Source organism: Streptomyces sp. NPDC000941, from assembly GCF_053599555.1.
The window spans coordinates 1-16,302 of the sequence record NZ_JBSFMM010000243.1 but is presented as its reverse complement, the minus strand read 5'-3'; the positions used below and the strand labels follow the sequence as shown (position 1 = coordinate 16,302).

13 protein-coding genes and 1 pseudogene are annotated in these 16,302 nt (G+C 67.0%); 7 read left to right on the top strand and 7 right to left on the bottom strand.

Features of this window, described 5'->3' with window-relative positions:
* Nucleotides 1-247 precede the first annotated feature (247 nt).
* Nucleotides 248-967 (bottom strand): 5-formyltetrahydrofolate cyclo-ligase, encoded by a 720-nt coding sequence (locus ACWDSL_RS45110; protein WP_450494478.1) that lies wholly within the window; start codon nt 965-967, stop codon nt 248-250.
* 17 nt (nt 968-984) lie between these two features.
* Nucleotides 985-2,301: a transcriptional regulator gene (locus tag ACWDSL_RS45105; protein ID WP_450494477.1), complete on the bottom strand. Its 1,317-nt coding sequence runs from the start codon at nt 2,299-2,301 to the stop codon at nt 985-987.
* A gap of 740 nt (nt 2,302-3,041) precedes the next feature.
* Between ACWDSL_RS45105 and ACWDSL_RS45100 the strand changes: the two genes are divergently transcribed.
* Nucleotides 3,042-3,281, top strand: coding sequence for a DUF7848 domain-containing protein (locus tag ACWDSL_RS45100; RefSeq protein WP_450494475.1), 240 nt, complete (start codon nt 3,042-3,044; stop codon nt 3,279-3,281).
* A 377-nt stretch (nt 3,282-3,658) separates the two neighbouring features.
* On the opposite strand, the gene ACWDSL_RS45095 is transcribed toward ACWDSL_RS45100, so the two are convergent.
* The 3 genes from ACWDSL_RS45095 to ACWDSL_RS45085 all read right to left on the bottom strand — a co-directional run bounded on the left by ACWDSL_RS45095 (nt 3,659) and on the right by ACWDSL_RS45085 (nt 7,781).
* Nucleotides 3,659-4,294 carry a hypothetical protein gene (locus ACWDSL_RS45095; protein WP_450494473.1) on the bottom strand — a complete coding sequence of 212 codons (636 nt, stop codon included), beginning with the start codon at nt 4,292-4,294 and terminating at the stop codon, nt 3,659-3,661.
* Complete coding sequence (locus tag ACWDSL_RS45090) at nt 4,294-6,645, bottom strand: DnaB-like helicase C-terminal domain-containing protein (protein WP_450494472.1); 2,352 nt, start codon at nt 6,643-6,645, stop codon at nt 4,294-4,296. The genes ACWDSL_RS45095 and ACWDSL_RS45090 overlap by 1 nt, the downstream gene beginning before the upstream one ends.
* A 605-nt stretch (nt 6,646-7,250) precedes the next feature.
* Nucleotides 7,251-7,781, bottom strand: coding sequence for a sigma-70 family RNA polymerase sigma factor (locus tag ACWDSL_RS45085; protein ID WP_450494471.1), 531 nt, complete (start codon nt 7,779-7,781; stop codon nt 7,251-7,253).
* A gap of 602 nt (nt 7,782-8,383) precedes the next feature.
* Here ACWDSL_RS45085 and ACWDSL_RS45080 point away from each other — a divergent pair.
* The 3 genes and pseudogenes from ACWDSL_RS45080 to ACWDSL_RS45070 all read left to right on the top strand — a co-directional run.
* Nucleotides 8,384-8,764, top strand: a pseudogene (locus ACWDSL_RS45080) (helix-turn-helix transcriptional regulator); the annotation flags it as partial.
* Nucleotides 8,765-9,000: 236 nt separating this feature from the next.
* Complete coding sequence (locus tag ACWDSL_RS45075) at nt 9,001-9,516, top strand: hypothetical protein (protein ID WP_450494469.1); 516 nt, start codon at nt 9,001-9,003, stop codon at nt 9,514-9,516.
* A 316-nt stretch (nt 9,517-9,832) separates the two neighbouring features.
* Entirely contained in the window at nt 9,833-10,513 is a 681-nt protein-coding gene (locus tag ACWDSL_RS45070) for a hypothetical protein (RefSeq protein WP_450494467.1), read from the top strand.
* 117 nt (nt 10,514-10,630) lie between these two features.
* Here ACWDSL_RS45070 and ACWDSL_RS45065 read toward each other — a convergent pair whose 3' ends face one another.
* Nucleotides 10,631-10,867 (bottom strand): transposase, encoded by a 237-nt coding sequence (locus ACWDSL_RS45065; RefSeq protein WP_450494479.1) that lies wholly within the window; start codon nt 10,865-10,867, stop codon nt 10,631-10,633.
* A gap of 23 nt (nt 10,868-10,890) precedes the next feature.
* Here ACWDSL_RS45065 and ACWDSL_RS45060 point away from each other — a divergent pair, with 23 nt between their 5' ends.
* The 3 genes from ACWDSL_RS45060 (at nt 10,891) to ACWDSL_RS45050 (ending at nt 13,351) form a co-directional block, all read left to right on the top strand.
* Complete coding sequence (locus ACWDSL_RS45060; RefSeq protein WP_450494465.1) at nt 10,891-11,664, top strand: SDR family oxidoreductase; 774 nt, start codon at nt 10,891-10,893, stop codon at nt 11,662-11,664.
* Nucleotides 11,665-12,139: 475 nt separating this feature from the next.
* Nucleotides 12,140-12,460, top strand: coding sequence for a nuclear transport factor 2 family protein (locus tag ACWDSL_RS45055; protein WP_450494464.1), 321 nt, complete (start codon nt 12,140-12,142; stop codon nt 12,458-12,460).
* Nucleotides 12,461-12,505: 45 nt separating this feature from the next.
* Nucleotides 12,506-13,351 carry a MerR family transcriptional regulator gene (locus tag ACWDSL_RS45050; protein WP_450494462.1) on the top strand — a complete coding sequence of 282 codons (846 nt, stop codon included), beginning with the start codon at nt 12,506-12,508 and terminating at the stop codon, nt 13,349-13,351.
* 753 nt (nt 13,352-14,104) lie between these two features.
* Here ACWDSL_RS45050 and ACWDSL_RS45045 read toward each other — a convergent pair.
* Entirely contained in the window at nt 14,105-15,667 is a 1,563-nt protein-coding gene (locus ACWDSL_RS45045; RefSeq protein WP_450494460.1) for a hypothetical protein, read from the bottom strand.
* Nucleotides 15,668-16,302: the final 635 nt, after the last annotated feature.

Genomic DNA, 16,302 nt, shown 5'->3' with positions numbered 1-16,302 from the left:
CCCTGCCGCTGCGCGGCAGGGATCGCGCGCTGCGCGCGCTCAAGCTGGCTACAGCAAAGGGTGCTGACGGTGCGTCCGGAGCCTGAGTTTTATTCAACTCTCAATTGTAAAATTCCCAAGGATGAAATATATCCGCTGCCCATAAATTAGAAATTGCTGATTCTTTATTGATTCGAGAGCAAAAACCCATCAGCTACAGATAGTTACATTCTGTCAAATATCAGAATGGCATGAGGAATTTTATCTTCTACCGGTCATCTGGCCTGTGATTTGCCAGCGCAGGGATTGCGGCGATGGAGCCCGGAGCGAGGTGTTCCCAGATGATGCCGGGCGGACGTGGGTGAGGTGCACACACGATAGTTTCATCCGAGGTTACAATCAGGTCCACCCGAAAGTCGTGTTCGGACTCGGGTAGGGTTTCATTCACGACTTGGAGAGGGTGGACCGTGGTCGCAATAAGTGTATTTGGGCCGATGAGCCCAGCCTCTTGCAATAGCGCTACTTCGATATCCGAATATCCTGCACCCTTTCCGAGTCGTACACCCTCGGCGTTCACAGCAACGCTGCCGCAGACAACCAAGTCAATTGACGGCATCTCATCCAAGTCTACGGGTTGTGCCACTTTTGCTGCTACGCGGCGTTCGGCAGCCTCGCTCACTGGAATGGTGAGTTTTCCAGGATCCAATAGGTAGAACGGCTTTTCTGTAGCTAGCTTCGGTGATGCCATATAAACTTGCTTGCCATCTTCGAGCGCTAGGGCCCGTACAGGCAGCTGGGCCTTATCCGGGACTGCCTTAATGACCCTCGCGTCCTGCCAAGAAGAGTGCTCAGCAAGTCGCATAGCGGCAGAGTGCGCACCGATGAAGGAAGGGATACGGCCTGTTACATCCCCGTGTGTGGGCTCCAGTAGGGCCCACACACGTTCGCGGACGGCTTGTTTGGCATACTGGATTTGGGCCCTATTCATCGATGCCCTCTTTCTGCTTATGCGGATGCAATGAGATTCAGAAGCCGGTCATTGAGTTCATGCACTACCGTGATGCCTCGCCAGGGTTGCAGTTCACGACCTGCCTGAAAGATGAGGTTCAGCCCGCCGCCACCTCGGTTGCGTTCTACAATGTCAATCGCTTTACCGAGTGTGCCCGCAGCTTCATCTACCTTCCGGTCTCGAATGTACGCAAGCGTCAGATTCCCCAGAGCGATAGCATGAGATTTGGACCCCTCACGCACCTCTTTAGCCGTGCTCTCCAAGACTGCCTGCGCGCGAGCAGTGTCGTTTAGGAAAAGAAAGCAAGACCCAACCAGTCGCCCGAACTGTCCAGGAGAGAACATCGACGCGCCTGCATCGTTGGCATTAACTTGACTGAAATGCCATTCAGCGTTTCTCAATGTTTTTTCGCAGTCTCGGCGTTGCTGCAGCATCGCGTAAGCCTCGGCTGCGTGTAGCACAGCGAGGCCTGCGAGAATATGGCTGGTATTCTCGACCGTGCCGGCGGAGCGCTGTGCAATTTCTAGACCGGCACGCGGGTTCTTCTCGCCGTATAGGGAAACAAAAGAAGTACGTAGTAAGGCCAGCCCCTCAGCAACGGGGTCACGCAATTCACGTGCTGCCTCGGCGGCTTGAGCGAAGTATGTGCGAGGGGTGTCGTGGTCGGTCCTTCCCGAAGCATCCCAGACCAATTGCCCCATTAGAGTGGAGGCCTCCGCCTGTGCGGCGTAGAGATCTCGGCGAACAGCATACGTGGTCGTGTGAGTACGCCAGTACGCGAGTTGCCCCAAATGCTGCCCGATCTCGGCGATTAGCGCCGTAGACGGCTCAGTGACATAGCGTGCCTCCAGGGTTTGCACTTGTTGCCGGAGTTCAGCCACCGTCAATAGGTCCAGGCTTCCGCGGTTCTCCCGCACGTACTGACCGCACGCTTTGGCCCTGGAATCAGTTACAGCCTCGACGGTAGCTCCGGTGTTGGCGGTTCCGTCAATGCCATTTAGGGAACCCTCCCATGGCCGGCTCGGCAGTCCGAGCATTTCGCCAGGAATTCCGAAGCCGTCGGCAATACGTACGATCACTTGTTCACCACGTACGCCACGGACGCCCCGGATGATGTCGCTCACGCGGGAACTCGTCATCTTGCCGATTGCTGCGGCCATGTCCGCATGGCTGGAGCCCGTACGCCTGTTGACGAGGCGGAAGATCTCCCGGAAGTTGCGGGTAGCGCATGCCCGCTGCATCGCCTCGCTCTGCAGCAGGGCGTCAGGAATCGTCAGCGGATAGCCAGCACGTTGCATCTCGCCTTCGTCCATGGCCCACCTAGCAGAGACGGAGAGTGATCTCCCCAGCGTAGCCCCCGGGGCCCGAACGGGGTTCCCCAAACGGGCCGTACCGGGGTTCCCCAAAGTGGGTTGCGGGGTTCCCCGTTCGCGGTTCTCTCGGGAGTCGGCTGCCTCGAAGCTCGTGAGACAAGTGCAACGCGCCCAACAGGTGCCCCCGCGACGGGCAAACGTCCGCGGGCGCGGGCCACCTGCACACCCGAGAGAAAGGACAGGCAGCCGTGCGCAAGAGTAGCCATGGTCACCCGAACGTGGGGACGGTGCTGAGAGATACGGCTACCGACCGCTTGGGCGTGTACATGGGCCGGCGCGGACCGTACACCATGCTCACGCCCCGGCACGGGGGACAGGGAACGGCAGGCACGCCCGGAAGACCTTCGCCTGGCAGAGGTGAGCCGTGCCTGAGCGCGAAGTCTCCGAACACCCCCGCACCGCCGACCTTCAACAGCTCCAGTCGGCGTACCTCATGCACCGAGCCGAATGCGAGACGTGCACGCCCGACCAGTCGTGCGGCATAGCGCAGCGGCTGGAAGCGGTACGGCGGGCGGCAGGGGTGTCATGAGCGCGAACTGTGCGGAGTGCGCCCGCCTGGAGCGCGAGAAGGTAGCGGCGCGCAAGTCCGGAGACCTGAGCAAGGTTACCGACTGCGCCGTGTTACTGAAGCGGCACCCGGACCACAGCAGGAGGCTTGCTGCCGCCAGAAGGGGGCGCGTATGACCCGGGCCATCTACCGATTCCGCGAGTTCACGATCCTGCCGGATCTCCGGCCGGAATCAGAACCGATCACGTCCACCATGCGCTGCAAGACGTGCGGCGAGAGCGGGCCGATGGCAGAAGAGTTCGAAGAGGGCACTGCGTGGGCCGCAAAGCACCTCAAGTCCAACCCTGGCCACCTGGAGTACCAGGAACACATCACGCGCCCGTACCACTTCGAGGCGGGAGCGTGGCAATGAAGGACCGAAAGGCCGTTGAACGGGAAATCCTGAATCCGCCCACCCGTCGGGTCGGTGGCACGGTCGGAGACGACGTCATGACCGTACACAGGCTCACGGAGGGTCGGCCTGTCTGCGGCGCGTCCGGCAATGTGGACGAGTGGCAGCGACGCGTAACGTGCCCCACCTGCCTGTCCAGTGGCTAACCCCGTGCCCCCGCCCCGCTGAGCAGCGTGTCGGCTGGCCCTCGGATCATGCGTGGCCTCCCGTGGCGTGTGGTCCGGGGGCTTCCTCATGCCCTTTGACCTGATGCGTCGATGAGCGAAGCGAACCGTAAGCAGTGCGCCGGAATCCTTACGTAAGGAACGTAGCAACGGCTGTGGCCCCATACGTAATGCCTAGAGCGCGAACCCTACGTGTTCTACTTCGTAATAGAGCTCTGCTGGGGAGTCAATTTCGCTTGAGAAGTCCATCCACGCGGTGTCGAGGGCTGTTTCGTCGCCGGAGACCCATGCGTCGATCAAGTTGTCCCAGCTGCGCCGGCTGAGGCGGATCTCTCGTTCGCTGGCTGTTTTTTGGGCTCCCTGAGCCTGTCTTTGGACGTCGCGCCAGTCGACGGGGGTGACCGTCATTCGTCTGCCGTAGGCTCGTTCTTTGATCTGTTGTGCGATGGCTTCGCGGATATGAGGGGGCGGGGTGTGTCCGGTGCGTTTCCAGTTGGTGGCGCGAAGCTGCCAGTAGGCTTGGTTGAGGCGTTCGCGGCTGGTGCGGCTGGGGGTGCGGGTTTTCCAGCCGCGGCGGGTGCTGGCGGGGATTCCGGCGCGGTCCATGGCGTCGCGTCCGCCGTTGCGGTTGTTGAGGTAGGTCAGTTGGGCTCTCCAGCTGGGTGATGCGTGGGCTGGAGGGATGATGTCCGAGTGCCGCATCAGGTCGAGGACTTCGGCGTTCAGTTGTCTGCCGAAGGCGGTGCCGCCGCTGTCGGGGCCGCGTCCCCAGTCGTGCAGGGGGCCTCCGGTATGCGGCTGACGGGCCATTAGGCGTCTCCCCGGCGCGAAGTTTTCTTCGCCTTGATCTGGTTCAGTGCGCGTCCCTCAAGGAACAGGGGTTTGCCGTTTCTGACAGCTCCCCATACGTTACCGGAAAGATGGAGCTCGTCCGTACCGCCTACGTGAGTGACCGTCAATCCTGCCTGGTATGCACGGATTGCCTTGCGTCGCAGATTGGCGAATGCCTGGCCGCGAATGATGTGCTGCCATTCGGGGCGCCTTAGTTCGTGGTTGTTGCGGCTGTCGCCCATGGTGGAGACCAATTTTGCGTACATTGCCGCGATGTAGTGTTTCGTCAGGTTGTCGCCGTCTGCGATGGCTTGCATTCTGGCTTCATTGAGTACCTGCACCAGCCCTTTGAAGAGGGCCGCGCTTCCCTTGGCGACGTAGGCTTCCCGGATCACCGGTGGTGCGCACAGTTCTCCGTACGACGGTGAAGCGAAATCCTTCAGGCTCAGCACTACCGATGTCGGCACCCATACCGTCCCAGGGGTTTCCCGGTCGTCGCCGAGGGGGTGCGGCAGCTCAGGGTGAGCCCACTGGACCGGGTCGATGCGGCAGATTCCCGAAAGGTCGGGTCCCTTGCCGTAGTTGGCCAGGTCGTCCCAGCCTTCCGGGTTGTGGGTGATCGTGCGGATCGGAAGGTGTGCGGATTGGAGCGCGGCAAGGTAGGCGGCGTTGACGTCGAGCTCGGTCACCTCCGTGCCGTCGGGCACGGCAGGGTTGGTGAACTTCGGGCGTGCCTCCCACACCTCGTCCGCGTTGTCACGCCTCTTGCGGACCAGTGGTTCGGGCAGCTTGGGGTAGGTCGTGTGCTGATAGCTCGTCTCCACCCGTGTTGCCTCGAACAGTTCCATCACATCGGGAATCGCCGAACCGCCGTCGCCGGCCAGTGCTTTCAGTGCTGCGTCGGTGTCGCCGCCGTGTGCCTGAAGTGCGTGGGCCACGCGGTCGGAGATGAAGGTGGACAGGCTGGTCTTTGCGGGGCTGAGGCGCCGCTGTTGCCGTGCGGGGGTTGGTGTGGATGTGGGCTGGGGCTGTTGTGGTGTCGTATTGGTGGCGGAGGGGGCAGGGTGCTGAGTGGTGGCCGCCTCCCGGGCTGGGCGGGGTAGTTGGTGGGATTCCGGTGTAGCGGGGGCGGCCTGTGCGGGGCCGGGGCCGGGGGCTGGGGCGCTGTCGGTGGGGTCGGTGAAGCGGGCGTAGGGCAGTTCGGCGCGCAGCTGTGTGGTGGTCTGGGGGCCGAAGTCGCGTTCGGAGATGTCGATGCGGGCGTGTTCGCCGGTGCGGGTCAGGGTGAGAGTGACGTCTGGGTCCAGTGCGGCCACCGCGTCGGGGAGGTCGGTGTCGAGTACGGCTAGGACCGGGATGTTCCGGGTTCTGGCCAGGTGGGTCAGAACCCGTGTGGCGGTGGGTAGTTCGGGGCCGGAGAGCGGGACCGCGGGGTCGTGGGTGTATTGCAGGCGGTCGATGACCACCAGTGTCAGGCCGGTGATGTCCGGGGCGGTTTGTGCGATGACTTCGGCGGTCAGGTCCGTGCCGTCGTCCATGTGCAGAGGAGCGCCTGCGAGGCGGCGCCGGGTTTCGGCCGCGGCTTTCTCCTCTGCGGTGGTCAGGGCGCCGGTGCGCAGTCGTCGGTAGTCCGCGGGGGTTTCGGCGGCGATGATTCGCGCGGCGATGTCTGCGCGGGTCAGTCCTGACGCCGCGTACAGGACGGGGAGCCCGCGGGTGAGGGCGGTGTGGCGGGCGGCGGCTGCGGCGATCAGGCTTCCGCCGGCGCCCGGGGCTGCGGCGATCAGGGTCAGCGTGCCTGGTCTGAGGCTGCCGAGCGTTGTGTCGAGGGCGGTCAGGCCGAAGGAGGCGGTCTGATCGTGACCGGAGGCGCCGGGCGTCAGTACCTCGTCGAGAGCGTCGTCCAGGGCTGTCAGGCGGCGTGCGGTCGCTGTTGCGTCCGGCGAGGTGGTGGTGGTCTGGCGGGCGGCGGAGGTTCTGGGGGGCGGGAGGGTTTCGGGGGTGGCGGGGAGGAGGGCTGCGACCGGTGTGCGGCGGTGCAGGAGCAGCTGGGGGGTGCCGGAGGCTGCGGCGGTCAGCAGGTCGCCCAGTTTGCTGCGCGCTGTGGTGACCGGTGTGGCCGGGAGGGTGGGCAGCTGGGTCTGCCAGGTGGGGTCCAGGTGGTTGAGCGGGGAGAGTATCGCGCACTTCGTTCCGCGGCCGATCAGTGCGGGTCGGCCTGCCGCTGCGGCGTCTACCAGGTCGTACAAGGCCTTACGTGCCTCATCGATACCCCATCGCCGTACGGCGTCGGCTGTGGTGGTTGTGGTGTCTGGTGTGTCCTGGGCCATGTCTGGTCCTTCCCTCCATACAAGACACGTAAGACACGTAAGAGTTTAGCGTAAGGGTGCTGTGAGGTGCCGGTATCGGTGCCTGTGTGCGCAGGGGGCGGCCGGCGTCGGCTGCGGTGACGGTCCGCGTAAGGAACCGGGCCAGACGAACGGCCGGGCAGTGGGCGAAGTCTGGTTCGCCGTCAAGGCCGACATCCCGAAGAGCGACAGGGGGAAGACCGTCCCCGCGGCCGGCCGGGGCCGATGACTGCGCATGTGTGATGTCGAACGGCCCGCCGGCCCGCGGGCCTGTCGGCGAAATGCCTGACGTGTCCTGGCCGGCGGGCTTGGACGATGTCCGTGCGGCGCGCGGGGCCGGGCGGGCTGCGCCGCGGCACGGGCCTGTGCTGTCCCTGGCTCCGTGACAAGGCGGACGGGAGCGGCCGGCCGGCGGACACCGGCCGGCGCCTCGCGGCGCGCCCACGGTTTGCCTCCGGGCCGGAAGGCAGGCCCGGACCGGTTTCGCTGGTGCCACTCGTGATCGCTGCGCGCGTTGCGGTTCCGCCGCCCGGCCAGGATCAGCCGCCGGGGCTTCGCCGCCTCGTCTGCGGCTGTGTGCCAGATCGTCAGGGCTTGCGTTGTGAGTGCAGCTTTCGCAGGCCGTGCACCGCGTAGTGGTGGCGTGATTTCACGGTGCCGGGCGGAATATCCAGGATGCGCGACACTTCGTTCACGGTGCGCCCGTAGACATGGATGAGCACGAGCGCCTCCTGGTGCTCCTGGGACAGTCCACTCAGCAGGGAGGTCAGTTCAAGGGAGGTCAGGATCGACTCGGTCTTGTCGGCCATTGCCATGTCGGGGCTTTCGGAGGTCAGGATCTCCCGCCGGGCGGGAGCGCTGCGTACCCGGTCGGTGATCAGGTTCCTGGTGACTTTGAGCAGCCACCCGCGGACGGAGCCTTCCTGGTCGCGGAGGCGGTCCAGATGACGCCACGCCTTGATGAACGTTTCCTGTACGACGTCCTCTGCAAGGTGTTGGTCCGTCAGCATCATTCGTGCGTAGGCGAGAAGGGCGTCTCTGTGCTGTTCGACCAGGCCGTCCACGCCGGCTGGCGCCGAAGAGCGCGCTGATTCGTCGATAACCGCTGGCAGCGTCATGATGTGAAGGTCCTGCTTCTGTGCTGTACCGGTGCTCGGTCCCGTCAGGGCGGGGGCTGACTGGTCTCGGAGCCATCCGGCTTTCGATCAAGGAGCGCCGAGGGTAAGCAGGGGTCAGTGCCGAAAGAGTGACGACGGTGCGCTGCTGCACATCACTGGGTGTCGGTGAGGCGACGTCGGCTTTGCTGTGGTGAGGGCGCGGGCGGTGGGGACGAGGGCCAATGGGCTGCGGCACGGGCGCGGCATGGTCACATGTGTCGGCTGGACGCCGTGGACCTGCGTGTATCGCCGGGAGCCCTCTCCCCGGCATGGGCGGCGCCACGCCCTGTGGTGGGCGCCGCTCACCTGTAGTCACGTGTTCTGCGGGGGCCGGTCGGTTCACTGTGCTTGGGGCCCGGACCGTCTCATCGCTGCGGTGGCCTCCGACGGCCTTGCCCGACTCGACTGCTGTGGCACGGTCTCGTGTGCGGCGGCAGGATCCTGCTATGGCCGGTACGGTCGGCACGGTTGCCTTGGAAGCACATTCGGTGGGCCGGTGAGGCCTCGTATGTGCGGGAGGCACAGGATGAAGACAGCCGTGGTCACCGGGGCGAGTTCCGGTGTGGATTCACGGCAACTACGCCACGGCGTTCCGGGTCGAGGACCTGGCGCGGATCGCCGGTATGAGTGTGTCCGCCTTCCACCGTGGTTTCCACGCGGTGACGGAGATGAGCCCGATCCAGTTCCAAAAGCGTATCCGCCTGCAGGAAGCCCGGCTGCTGCTGGCCGGCCGTCCCTGCGACATCACCGGTGTCGGCCTCAGCGTCGGATACGAGAGCCCGTCACAGTTCAGCCGTGAATACCGGCGCATGTTCGGTACGCCACCGAGCCTGGGCGCGGCTCGGCTGCGTTCTGCTCCCGCGAAAGACGGTGTCGGCCCTTCCCTGAGGTGCGTGCGAGGCCGGGCGGCGGGCCTGCGCCGGTCAGCCGGCGGGCTGGGTTGACGCGTTCACGGCGGTGGCGAAGTCGGGCTGCACGCCGAGCTGGGCCCGGGTGCGCGGAGCGGAGGAACGACGGATGCGAGAATCAACTCACCTCGTCAGCAGCGGTGCTGAGGTGAGCGCTTCGGGTGCCAGTGCTCGTGATGAGGACAGCAAGCACACTCCCAACCCCCTGCAACGTCGGGTACTGATCAGGAAGCGGTGGCCGTCGTGGGGTCTTCTTGGAGAGACTCCTGGGCATGCCTGACAACTCGCTGTTCGTCGCCGGCCTCACAGGTGTGACGGCGATCGCGGCCAGCTCGCTGGCGAGCTGGCTGACCAGCAGGGGCAACGCCCACGCTGCTCGGATCCAGGTCGATGCGACCACTGAAGCGCAGCGCCGCGAAGGCATCCGTCAGACTCGGCGGGCCGCGTACCTGGGCCTCATTGAGCAGGCCCAGGGCGTCGCTGACGGGCTCCGGGGAGTCGACGGTCTCTCGACCACCGAGTGTCAGGCCGCCTTGACCGCCCACCGCGACCGGCATCGGCAGCTGCGTCGGGCGGTGACACTGATCGACCTGGAAGGCCCCTCCTCGGTCCAAGTCGCAGCATCGAACTTGTTGATCATGTCGGGCACCCTCTCCACTGCTCTGGCGGCCGTAGTCGAGAACGCCAGCCGGGAGAATCGCCGTGAGTTCCAGGAGACGTTGCGTGCCTGCATTCGGCTGATCACGCCCTTCGTTGACGCGGCTGCCGCGGCACTGAATGAGACGTAGGCACACCGGTGAGCGGCGATCCGGAGCGGCTGAACGTTGAGGAACAAGCTACGTGCTTGTTCCTGAACGCGTGTGGCTTCTGATGAGTGAGCGGATCTAGAGTCGTTCCGCTGGGGATGCTGGTCGGATCTGCTCTGTTGACCTTCGCAGGGGTTGTAGGGGCGTCCTCCGGCAGCGGGAGCACCGGCCTCGGCAACCTGTGTCCGAGCCGGTGCCTGAGGGAAAACGGACTCACCGGCATGACCGGCTGGGCCGGCAGGCAGGGGGAAGCGATATGGCTGCGTCACGGGCGCCTTTGACCCGGGACAGTCTGCGAGTGAAGATTGCCGTGCAGAAGGTGCGGCTGGGAGGTACGGAATACCGTGTGATCCGGCCGGCTGGACCGCTGAAGAACGGGGCGCTTTACAAGGCTCACGGCCATTACCAGATGTACGTGGACCGAACGGACGGCAGGCGCATTGGCACCCTGTGGCTGCTCGCAGCGCGGTCGCCGCGATCGTTGGTCTACCTGCCGATGCGTACCGCTCCGACCGTAGGTGCCGGCGAGGAAGACGGGCAGCCACTCGACCTCGTGCTGGCTCCCCGCACAGTGCAGCTTCGCCCTTCGCGCTGGAAGCGAATCCGGGAGCATCTCAACACGGGGAACACCGTCCGAGAGCTCCGCACCGCCAGTGTGCCGGAGCGAGACCTTCCTGACCTCGATGCCGACTGCATCATTCCGGACAGCCCGAAGGAGGCGAACCAGTTCCTCCTTCGCAAGGATATCTACGCCGAGACGCTGTTACTGACCGGCGGGACCGCAGCCTTCCGGGAAGGAGCCAAGGAGATATTCGCCGTCACAAAGCATGGCCCCCCCGAAGCCGCTACCGAACTCTACATTCCCGGCGCCTGCAACTATCACGTTTGCCGACCCATCTACGACTGGGGCTTGGACACACCGAAAATGCGCAACTGGGAACAATTGCACGTGGAGTTCTGCCCACAATGGGCAAGATGACGATGGCCAGGCAACGGCACTCCCGCCGCGCCGTCGATCCGGCCAGCGGGTCACGCTCTTCCTGCCTCTGGTGAGGCGGCGGGCCATGAGGGTGACGGCGGCCCAGGTAGTCGGTGTTCAGGAGTGCTGGACGAGCCGTTCGTAGTCGCGTGCGCGGCGGCGGGCGTGCATGATCCACGCGATCGGGCGTTCGACGACCCAGCGGCGGGGCGGGATGACGAAGCCGGAGGCGTCCTTGGGGCGGCCGACGGGCTTGACGGTCAGGTTGAGGTGTTGTCCGGCCCGGTCGACGAGCTTTCCGGCATACCCCGAGTCGGCCCAGACGATACGGTCATGCGCTTGAGTCTCTCCCAGCGGGAGGGTGCAGGCTCGAGGTCATGAGCAGCACTGATCTCGACGGACGCTTCGCCGTGGTGGCGGGCGCAAGCAAGGGAACCGGGCTGGCGACGGCACGCCGGCTCGGCAACGCCGGGGCGCGGGTCGTCACCATCGCTCGTACGCCGCCGCAGACCGCGGACCCCCTCTTCGTCCGGGCCGACCTGAGCACCCGCGATGGTGTCGCGTCGGCGGCTGCGGCAGTGGGCGAGCTGGTCGGCGTGCCGGACATCCTGGTGCATGTGGTGGGCGGCTCCCGTTCCCCGGCCGGTGGTTACGCGGTTCTCGACGAGGAGTTGTGGGCGCAGGAGCTGGCGCTCAACCTGTTCCCTGCGGTCCGGCTGGACCGCGAGCTGGTCCCCAAGATGGTGGCGCGCGGATCGGGCAGCGTCCTCCACGTGACCTCCATCCAGCGCCGCATGCCGCTGTACCACTCGACGCTGGCGTACGCCGCGGCCAAGAGCGCCCTGGCCGCCTACAGCAAGGGACTCGCGAACGAGGTCGCCCCGGCCGGTGTCCGGGTCAACTCGGTCGCGCCCGGCTTCATCCGCACCGACGGTGCCGAGCACCTGCTCGCGCGCCGGATGAGCGAGGACGGCATCTCTCGGCAGGCCGCTCTCGAGGACCTGATGCAGGTCCTCGGCGGCATCCCGCTGGGGCGGCCCGCCGAGCCCGAAGAGGTGGCCGAGGTGATCGCCTTCCTTGCCTCGGACCGGGCGAGCGCGGTCACCGGCGCCGAAAATGTCGTCGACGGCGGCACCATTCGGACCCTCTGATCCCCCGCTGTCCTCACCGCGGCCCCGCAGCCGGGCTCCCGGCCTCCGGGCCCGGCATGACTTCTCCCCCTGTTGAACCACATGATCCGGGGGGTGGTGTCACCGGTCCCGGAGGCACCGGCAGACCGCTGACAAGGGCAGGACCGCCGCAGCGTCGGCAGGCTCTTCATCACGTGGATGCCGCAGACCGGTGCCGCAGGTGAGGCCGGGTGGACAGAACCTCTCGCCGGAGGAATGCACGTGACCGAACTCGACCAGGTGAACATCTTCGCGGGCCTGGACGCCGGCGGAGAACCGCCTCGCAGATGAGGCGACCCGCATCAGCAACCCGCCACGGGGGCTGCCCCGCCAGGCGACGCGTCGGCCACCTCTTCGCGATGCCCGCAGACGGCACCCGCTACGCGTCACGACCAGCCGCCCCGGCCTGACCGAACCCATAAGGGCACCCCCACCGACCACGACACAGGAGAAGACCATGCAGGACATCCAGGGCTTTGCCGAGGAGTACTTCGGCGCGGCGGTCGACCTCAACCGTGAACGCTACTTCGCGCTCTTCGCCGACGACGTCGTCGTACACGACGACGGCCGCAGCCACCACGGGCTCACGGCGGTGCGCCGCTGGCGCGCCGAGGTCCCTTCCGTGCGCTACGACCTGCGTGAGGCCACCGGTACGGCCACCGCGTGCAAGGCTGTCGCGGAGGTCTGCGGCGACTTCCCCGGCAGCCCGGTCACCCTCCGGTTCGCCTTCACGCGCGACGCACAGGGGAAGATCACCCGCCTGGACATCGAATCCTGACACCGAGACGGCACCGGTCCGGACGCGGACCGGGAGGAGGACACCGTGGCCGAGCGGCTGACCATCGGAGAATTCTCCCGCATCACGCACCTGAGCATCCGCGCCCTGCGCCGCTACCACGAGCAGGGGCTCCTCCTCCCCGCAGAGGTCGACCCGGCCACGGGCTACCGCTACTACACGCCCGCACAGGTCCGGCCGGCGCTGACCATCAGGCGGCTGCGCGAGCTCGACCTCCCGCTACCGGACCTCCGGCGCTTCCTCGAGGCGGAGTCCGCCGACGAGGGCGCGACGGGCCCGGGCGCGGCGCAACAGATCGTCGCCGCCCACCTGCGCCGGCTCGAAGACCGGCTCGGTCGCACCCAGCGAGCGGTCCAGGCGCTGCAAGAGCTCCTGGACCCGCAGGCCCAACGAGCGGTGAGCCTTGAGGTTCTTCCACCTCAGCACGTCCTCGCCGTCTGCCTGGACGTTCCGCCCGGAGCCGAGCTGAGCTGGTACGACGCCGCGATGCGTGACCTGGACGCGGCAGCCGGCCGGCGGCCGGTGCTCCCGCCCGGCGGCCGCTACGAACACACGCTCTTCACCGAGGGCCACGGCCGTGCCACCGTCTATCTCCCGGCCGAGCCGCCCCTGCCGCAAGGAGCGTCTGCTGCCGTGCGGGAACTCCACCTGCCTCAGCGGACAGCCGCCGTCGCCACCCACTGCGGTCCGCACGACGACCTCGACCTCACCTACGCCGCCGTGGGCTCCTTCGCCGCCCGAAACGATCTGCGCTCCGATCGCCTCGTCGAGGAGGTCTATCTCGTCGGCCCGCGCGAGACCGACCAGCCCGATCGCTGGCGCACCCTCGTGGCGTGGCTGCTCGCGTCCGACAGCGGCCGAACGCCGGCGTAGAGGCAGCAAGGCCGGGCGCAGGCCGGGGATGCGAGCGTACTGACGGTCCCGCAGTCCCGGTTCGGCAGCGCGCACAATGGCGGCATGACGGAACACAACGCTGACCACACGTGCGCTGTGACCAGCGCCGAGAGGGTCCTTGGGTTTCAGTCCGGCCCCGTATGGTGTTCTCACAGCCGACGGAGCCCGCAGGCACCTGCTTCACCCGGATCGCGACCGGACACGCCGTCCATGGCGCCTGGGCTCGCGGCGAGCGCCTCGGCCTCCCTGCCCGCGCCGTGAACCGCACGCCCTCGTCCCCGTCCCCGTCCCCGTCATCGTCCTTGATGTTCGCCAGAGCGCGGTGGAGCGTATGGGTCGCTGTCGTGGGCCGGCGGTGTTCCTTCGGTCGGCGCGAGGCCGCCCACCTCGTGTCTTCACCGCGGCGACGCTCAGCGTGAATCGAGCGCGGCGCCGCTGCCGTCCTCACCCTTGCAGGACGTCGGCAACAGGGGTCCTGTCATCACGGGTACGGCGATCTCCCGAAACGCTGGTGAAGCATGTGCGTACCTTCCTGATGGCCGGGCCGCGGATCGTCCGCGGCCGTCACGCGAAACACGGAACACACACGCGCCGCCTTTCACCCCGTGGCACCTCCGCGACATTTCCGTGACCCCGGGCAAGCACTGATCACACGTTGCCGGCCCGCAGGAAACTCCCGCGGCCCACGCGCGAGGGGAGCGCGGGTCGGCGGAAGGTCTCCCGCGCTCCGCGTCAGGCCGGCACCGTCAGACGCAGAGGGAGAACGGGGAGGGACACCCACCCGTCGTCGTCGGCCTGCCATTGCCAGTGGGCGCCCGCGGTGTCGCCGTAGACGACACCTGTCCACCCCGCGCCGCCCGGCCCGCAGAGCGCCTCCAGTTCGGCCGTCTCCCGGGGTCCGGGGGCACCGGCTACCACCACCAGGCCCTTGACCGGGCGCCGGTGCGCGGCGGCGCGAACGGTGCCCGGCGTCCCCTCGTCCCTGGTCGCGGCCGGCGGCTCGGGCTGGGCGAGCTGGTTCAGTCCCGGCGGCACGACGGGCGGGGGTGATCCATCCGCTCCGGCCAGTACGGTCACGGGGGTCCGGGGCCGGTTGCGGGCCACCTCGGCCAGCAGGTTCTGCACGACGTCACGGGCCACCACAGCGTTTCCCGTCACACTGAGCACACCGTCGAGCCGGCTGAGGTCGACGAAGACCGGGCAGTCGTCCCTGTCGGTGCCGACCCTGACCAGGAACGCCTCCCCCGTGTCGGCCCGGGCCGCGTTATCGGGCCGGTCCAGCCAGCCGGCGGCCGGCGCGGTTTGCTGCCAGCGCGGGCCGTCGAGGTGTGTCCACGTGTCGTCCGGGGCCTTTGGTGTCTCCAGCCACGCCGTCACCCTGGCGTCCTCCACCCGCAGAGCACGGACGGGTACGGCCGGGCGCTGCGGGGTCACCGTGAAGTCGCCGAGGGTCCGGTAAGCCCGTCGTACGGCGTCGGCGTCGGCGTCGGCGTCGGCGTCGGCGTCGGCGTCGGCTGCGAACCGAAGGCCCAGGGACCGCCGTGCCGCCAGACGGCGCCGGCGCCGGGCGGGGTCGCCCAGACTCCACGCCGCGCGGCCGGCCGCGGCCCTCCAGGACCGGATCCTGCGACGGCCCACGATGGCCGCCGTCACCAGGGCGAGCACGAACGCGCCGGCCGCCGCAATGGCGGAGGCGAGCGGGATGGCGAACACCTCGGCCGACGACCGGGTCGACGGACCACCGGTCGCCGGCGCCGGCGCGGCCGTGTCCGTGTCCGTGTCCGGGCCCTGGCCCTGGCCCTGGCCCTGGCCCTGGCCCTGGCCCTGGCCCTGGCCCTGGCCCTGGCCCTGGCCCTGGCCCTGGCCCTGGCCCTGGCCTCCGGAGTTTGTGGTCCCGCTTTCCGCGGTCTCCCGGGCCAACTGCACATCCGGCCCCGTCGCATCCGTGGGCAGCCGCAGGATCCAGCCCGGATGGAGGGACTCGTCAAGGCTGTCCAGGCTGTCGCCGTCCTTCTGCACGCGACCACGGTTCAGCGTGAAGATGCCGTCGGCCCGGGCCTGGTCACCGAGAGCGGACTGCGCGATCTCGGCCAGGGTGACCGGCGTGCCACCGGTCTGCGCCGGGTCCTGCACCACGAACACCCTGATCAGGTCATCATCATCGTCGGCGGCGGCCGCAAAGGCACCGAACCCGGCCAGACACATGACCAGCAGCCCTATGAGGGCGTACAGCGGGCGGCGCCACGCCGTCGGTCGTGCCCCGCTCCCGGGCCTTGCTCCGGGACTGTTGCTCATCGTGTCCACCTAGGGTCCTCCGGTATCGGCTTGATGACCAGTACACGGGTGGGGCCGGGCGGATCGTTCGATGACCGGGCGCTGCCTCCTGGGCCGTTGATTGAACCTCCCGGTCAATCGATCCCGTATACCCAGCGTCGCCACCCGGAATCATCCGGGCCCGTTGCACGGGTGCACGGGGGTGAACCCAGCCACCTCGAGGAGCAGTGTCATGCCCAACTTCAACGTCAACTCCGATGAGACCGCCAGCACCTCCCAGGCCCTCCTGAGTGACTTCCCGCAACTCCAGGACAAGCTCACGGAGGTGCGGAACAAGATTCAGAGCCTGCTCGCGGGCGGGTACAGCAAGCCCTGGCCCACACCGAGATGTTCCTGCTGGGCAGCGTGTTCGCGCAGAAGCTGTTCACCGGTACCGAGTCCGACACCGACCAACTCATCGAGGTCACGGACGCCCTGCTTCTGCCCGCGCTGACCAGCGGCGACTGACCCCTCCCCGCCCTCCCCAGCAGACCACCCCACCTCCGTCCGGAGCATTCCGTACGACTGGAATCCCTCCTTGCGCTTGCAGGCGCTCCTAGAAGACTGATGAAGATCTTGGGTTCTGGCCCTGTCGCGTGAGTGGTAGGGCCAGAACC

What these genes read in the sequence shown, in the direction of transcription:
- ACWDSL_RS45110 (WP_450494478.1), bottom strand. Translation starts at nt 967, where the DNA reads ATGAATAGGGCCCAAATCCAGTATGCCAAACAAGCCGTCCGCGAACGT.
- ACWDSL_RS45105 (WP_450494477.1), bottom strand. Translation starts at nt 2,301, where the DNA reads ATGGACGAAGGCGAGATGCAACGTGCTGGCTATCCGCTGACGATTCCT.
- ACWDSL_RS45100 (WP_450494475.1), top strand. Translation starts at nt 3,042, where the DNA reads ATGACCCGGGCCATCTACCGATTCCGCGAGTTCACGATCCTGCCGGAT.
- ACWDSL_RS45095 (WP_450494473.1), bottom strand. Translation starts at nt 4,294, where the DNA reads ATGGCCCGTCAGCCGCATACCGGAGGCCCCCTGCACGACTGGGGACGC.
- ACWDSL_RS45090 (WP_450494472.1), bottom strand. Translation starts at nt 6,645, where the DNA reads ATGGCCCAGGACACACCAGACACCACAACCACCACAGCCGACGCCGTA.
- ACWDSL_RS45085 (WP_450494471.1), bottom strand. Translation starts at nt 7,781, where the DNA reads ATGACGCTGCCAGCGGTTATCGACGAATCAGCGCGCTCTTCGGCGCCA.
- ACWDSL_RS45075 (WP_450494469.1), top strand. Translation starts at nt 9,001, where the DNA reads ATGCCTGACAACTCGCTGTTCGTCGCCGGCCTCACAGGTGTGACGGCG.
- ACWDSL_RS45060 (WP_450494465.1), top strand. Translation starts at nt 10,891, where the DNA reads ATGAGCAGCACTGATCTCGACGGACGCTTCGCCGTGGTGGCGGGCGCA.
- ACWDSL_RS45055 (WP_450494464.1), top strand. Translation starts at nt 12,140, where the DNA reads ATGCAGGACATCCAGGGCTTTGCCGAGGAGTACTTCGGCGCGGCGGTC.
- ACWDSL_RS45045 (WP_450494460.1), bottom strand. Translation starts at nt 15,667, where the DNA reads ATGAGCAACAGTCCCGGAGCAAGGCCCGGGAGCGGGGCACGACCGACG.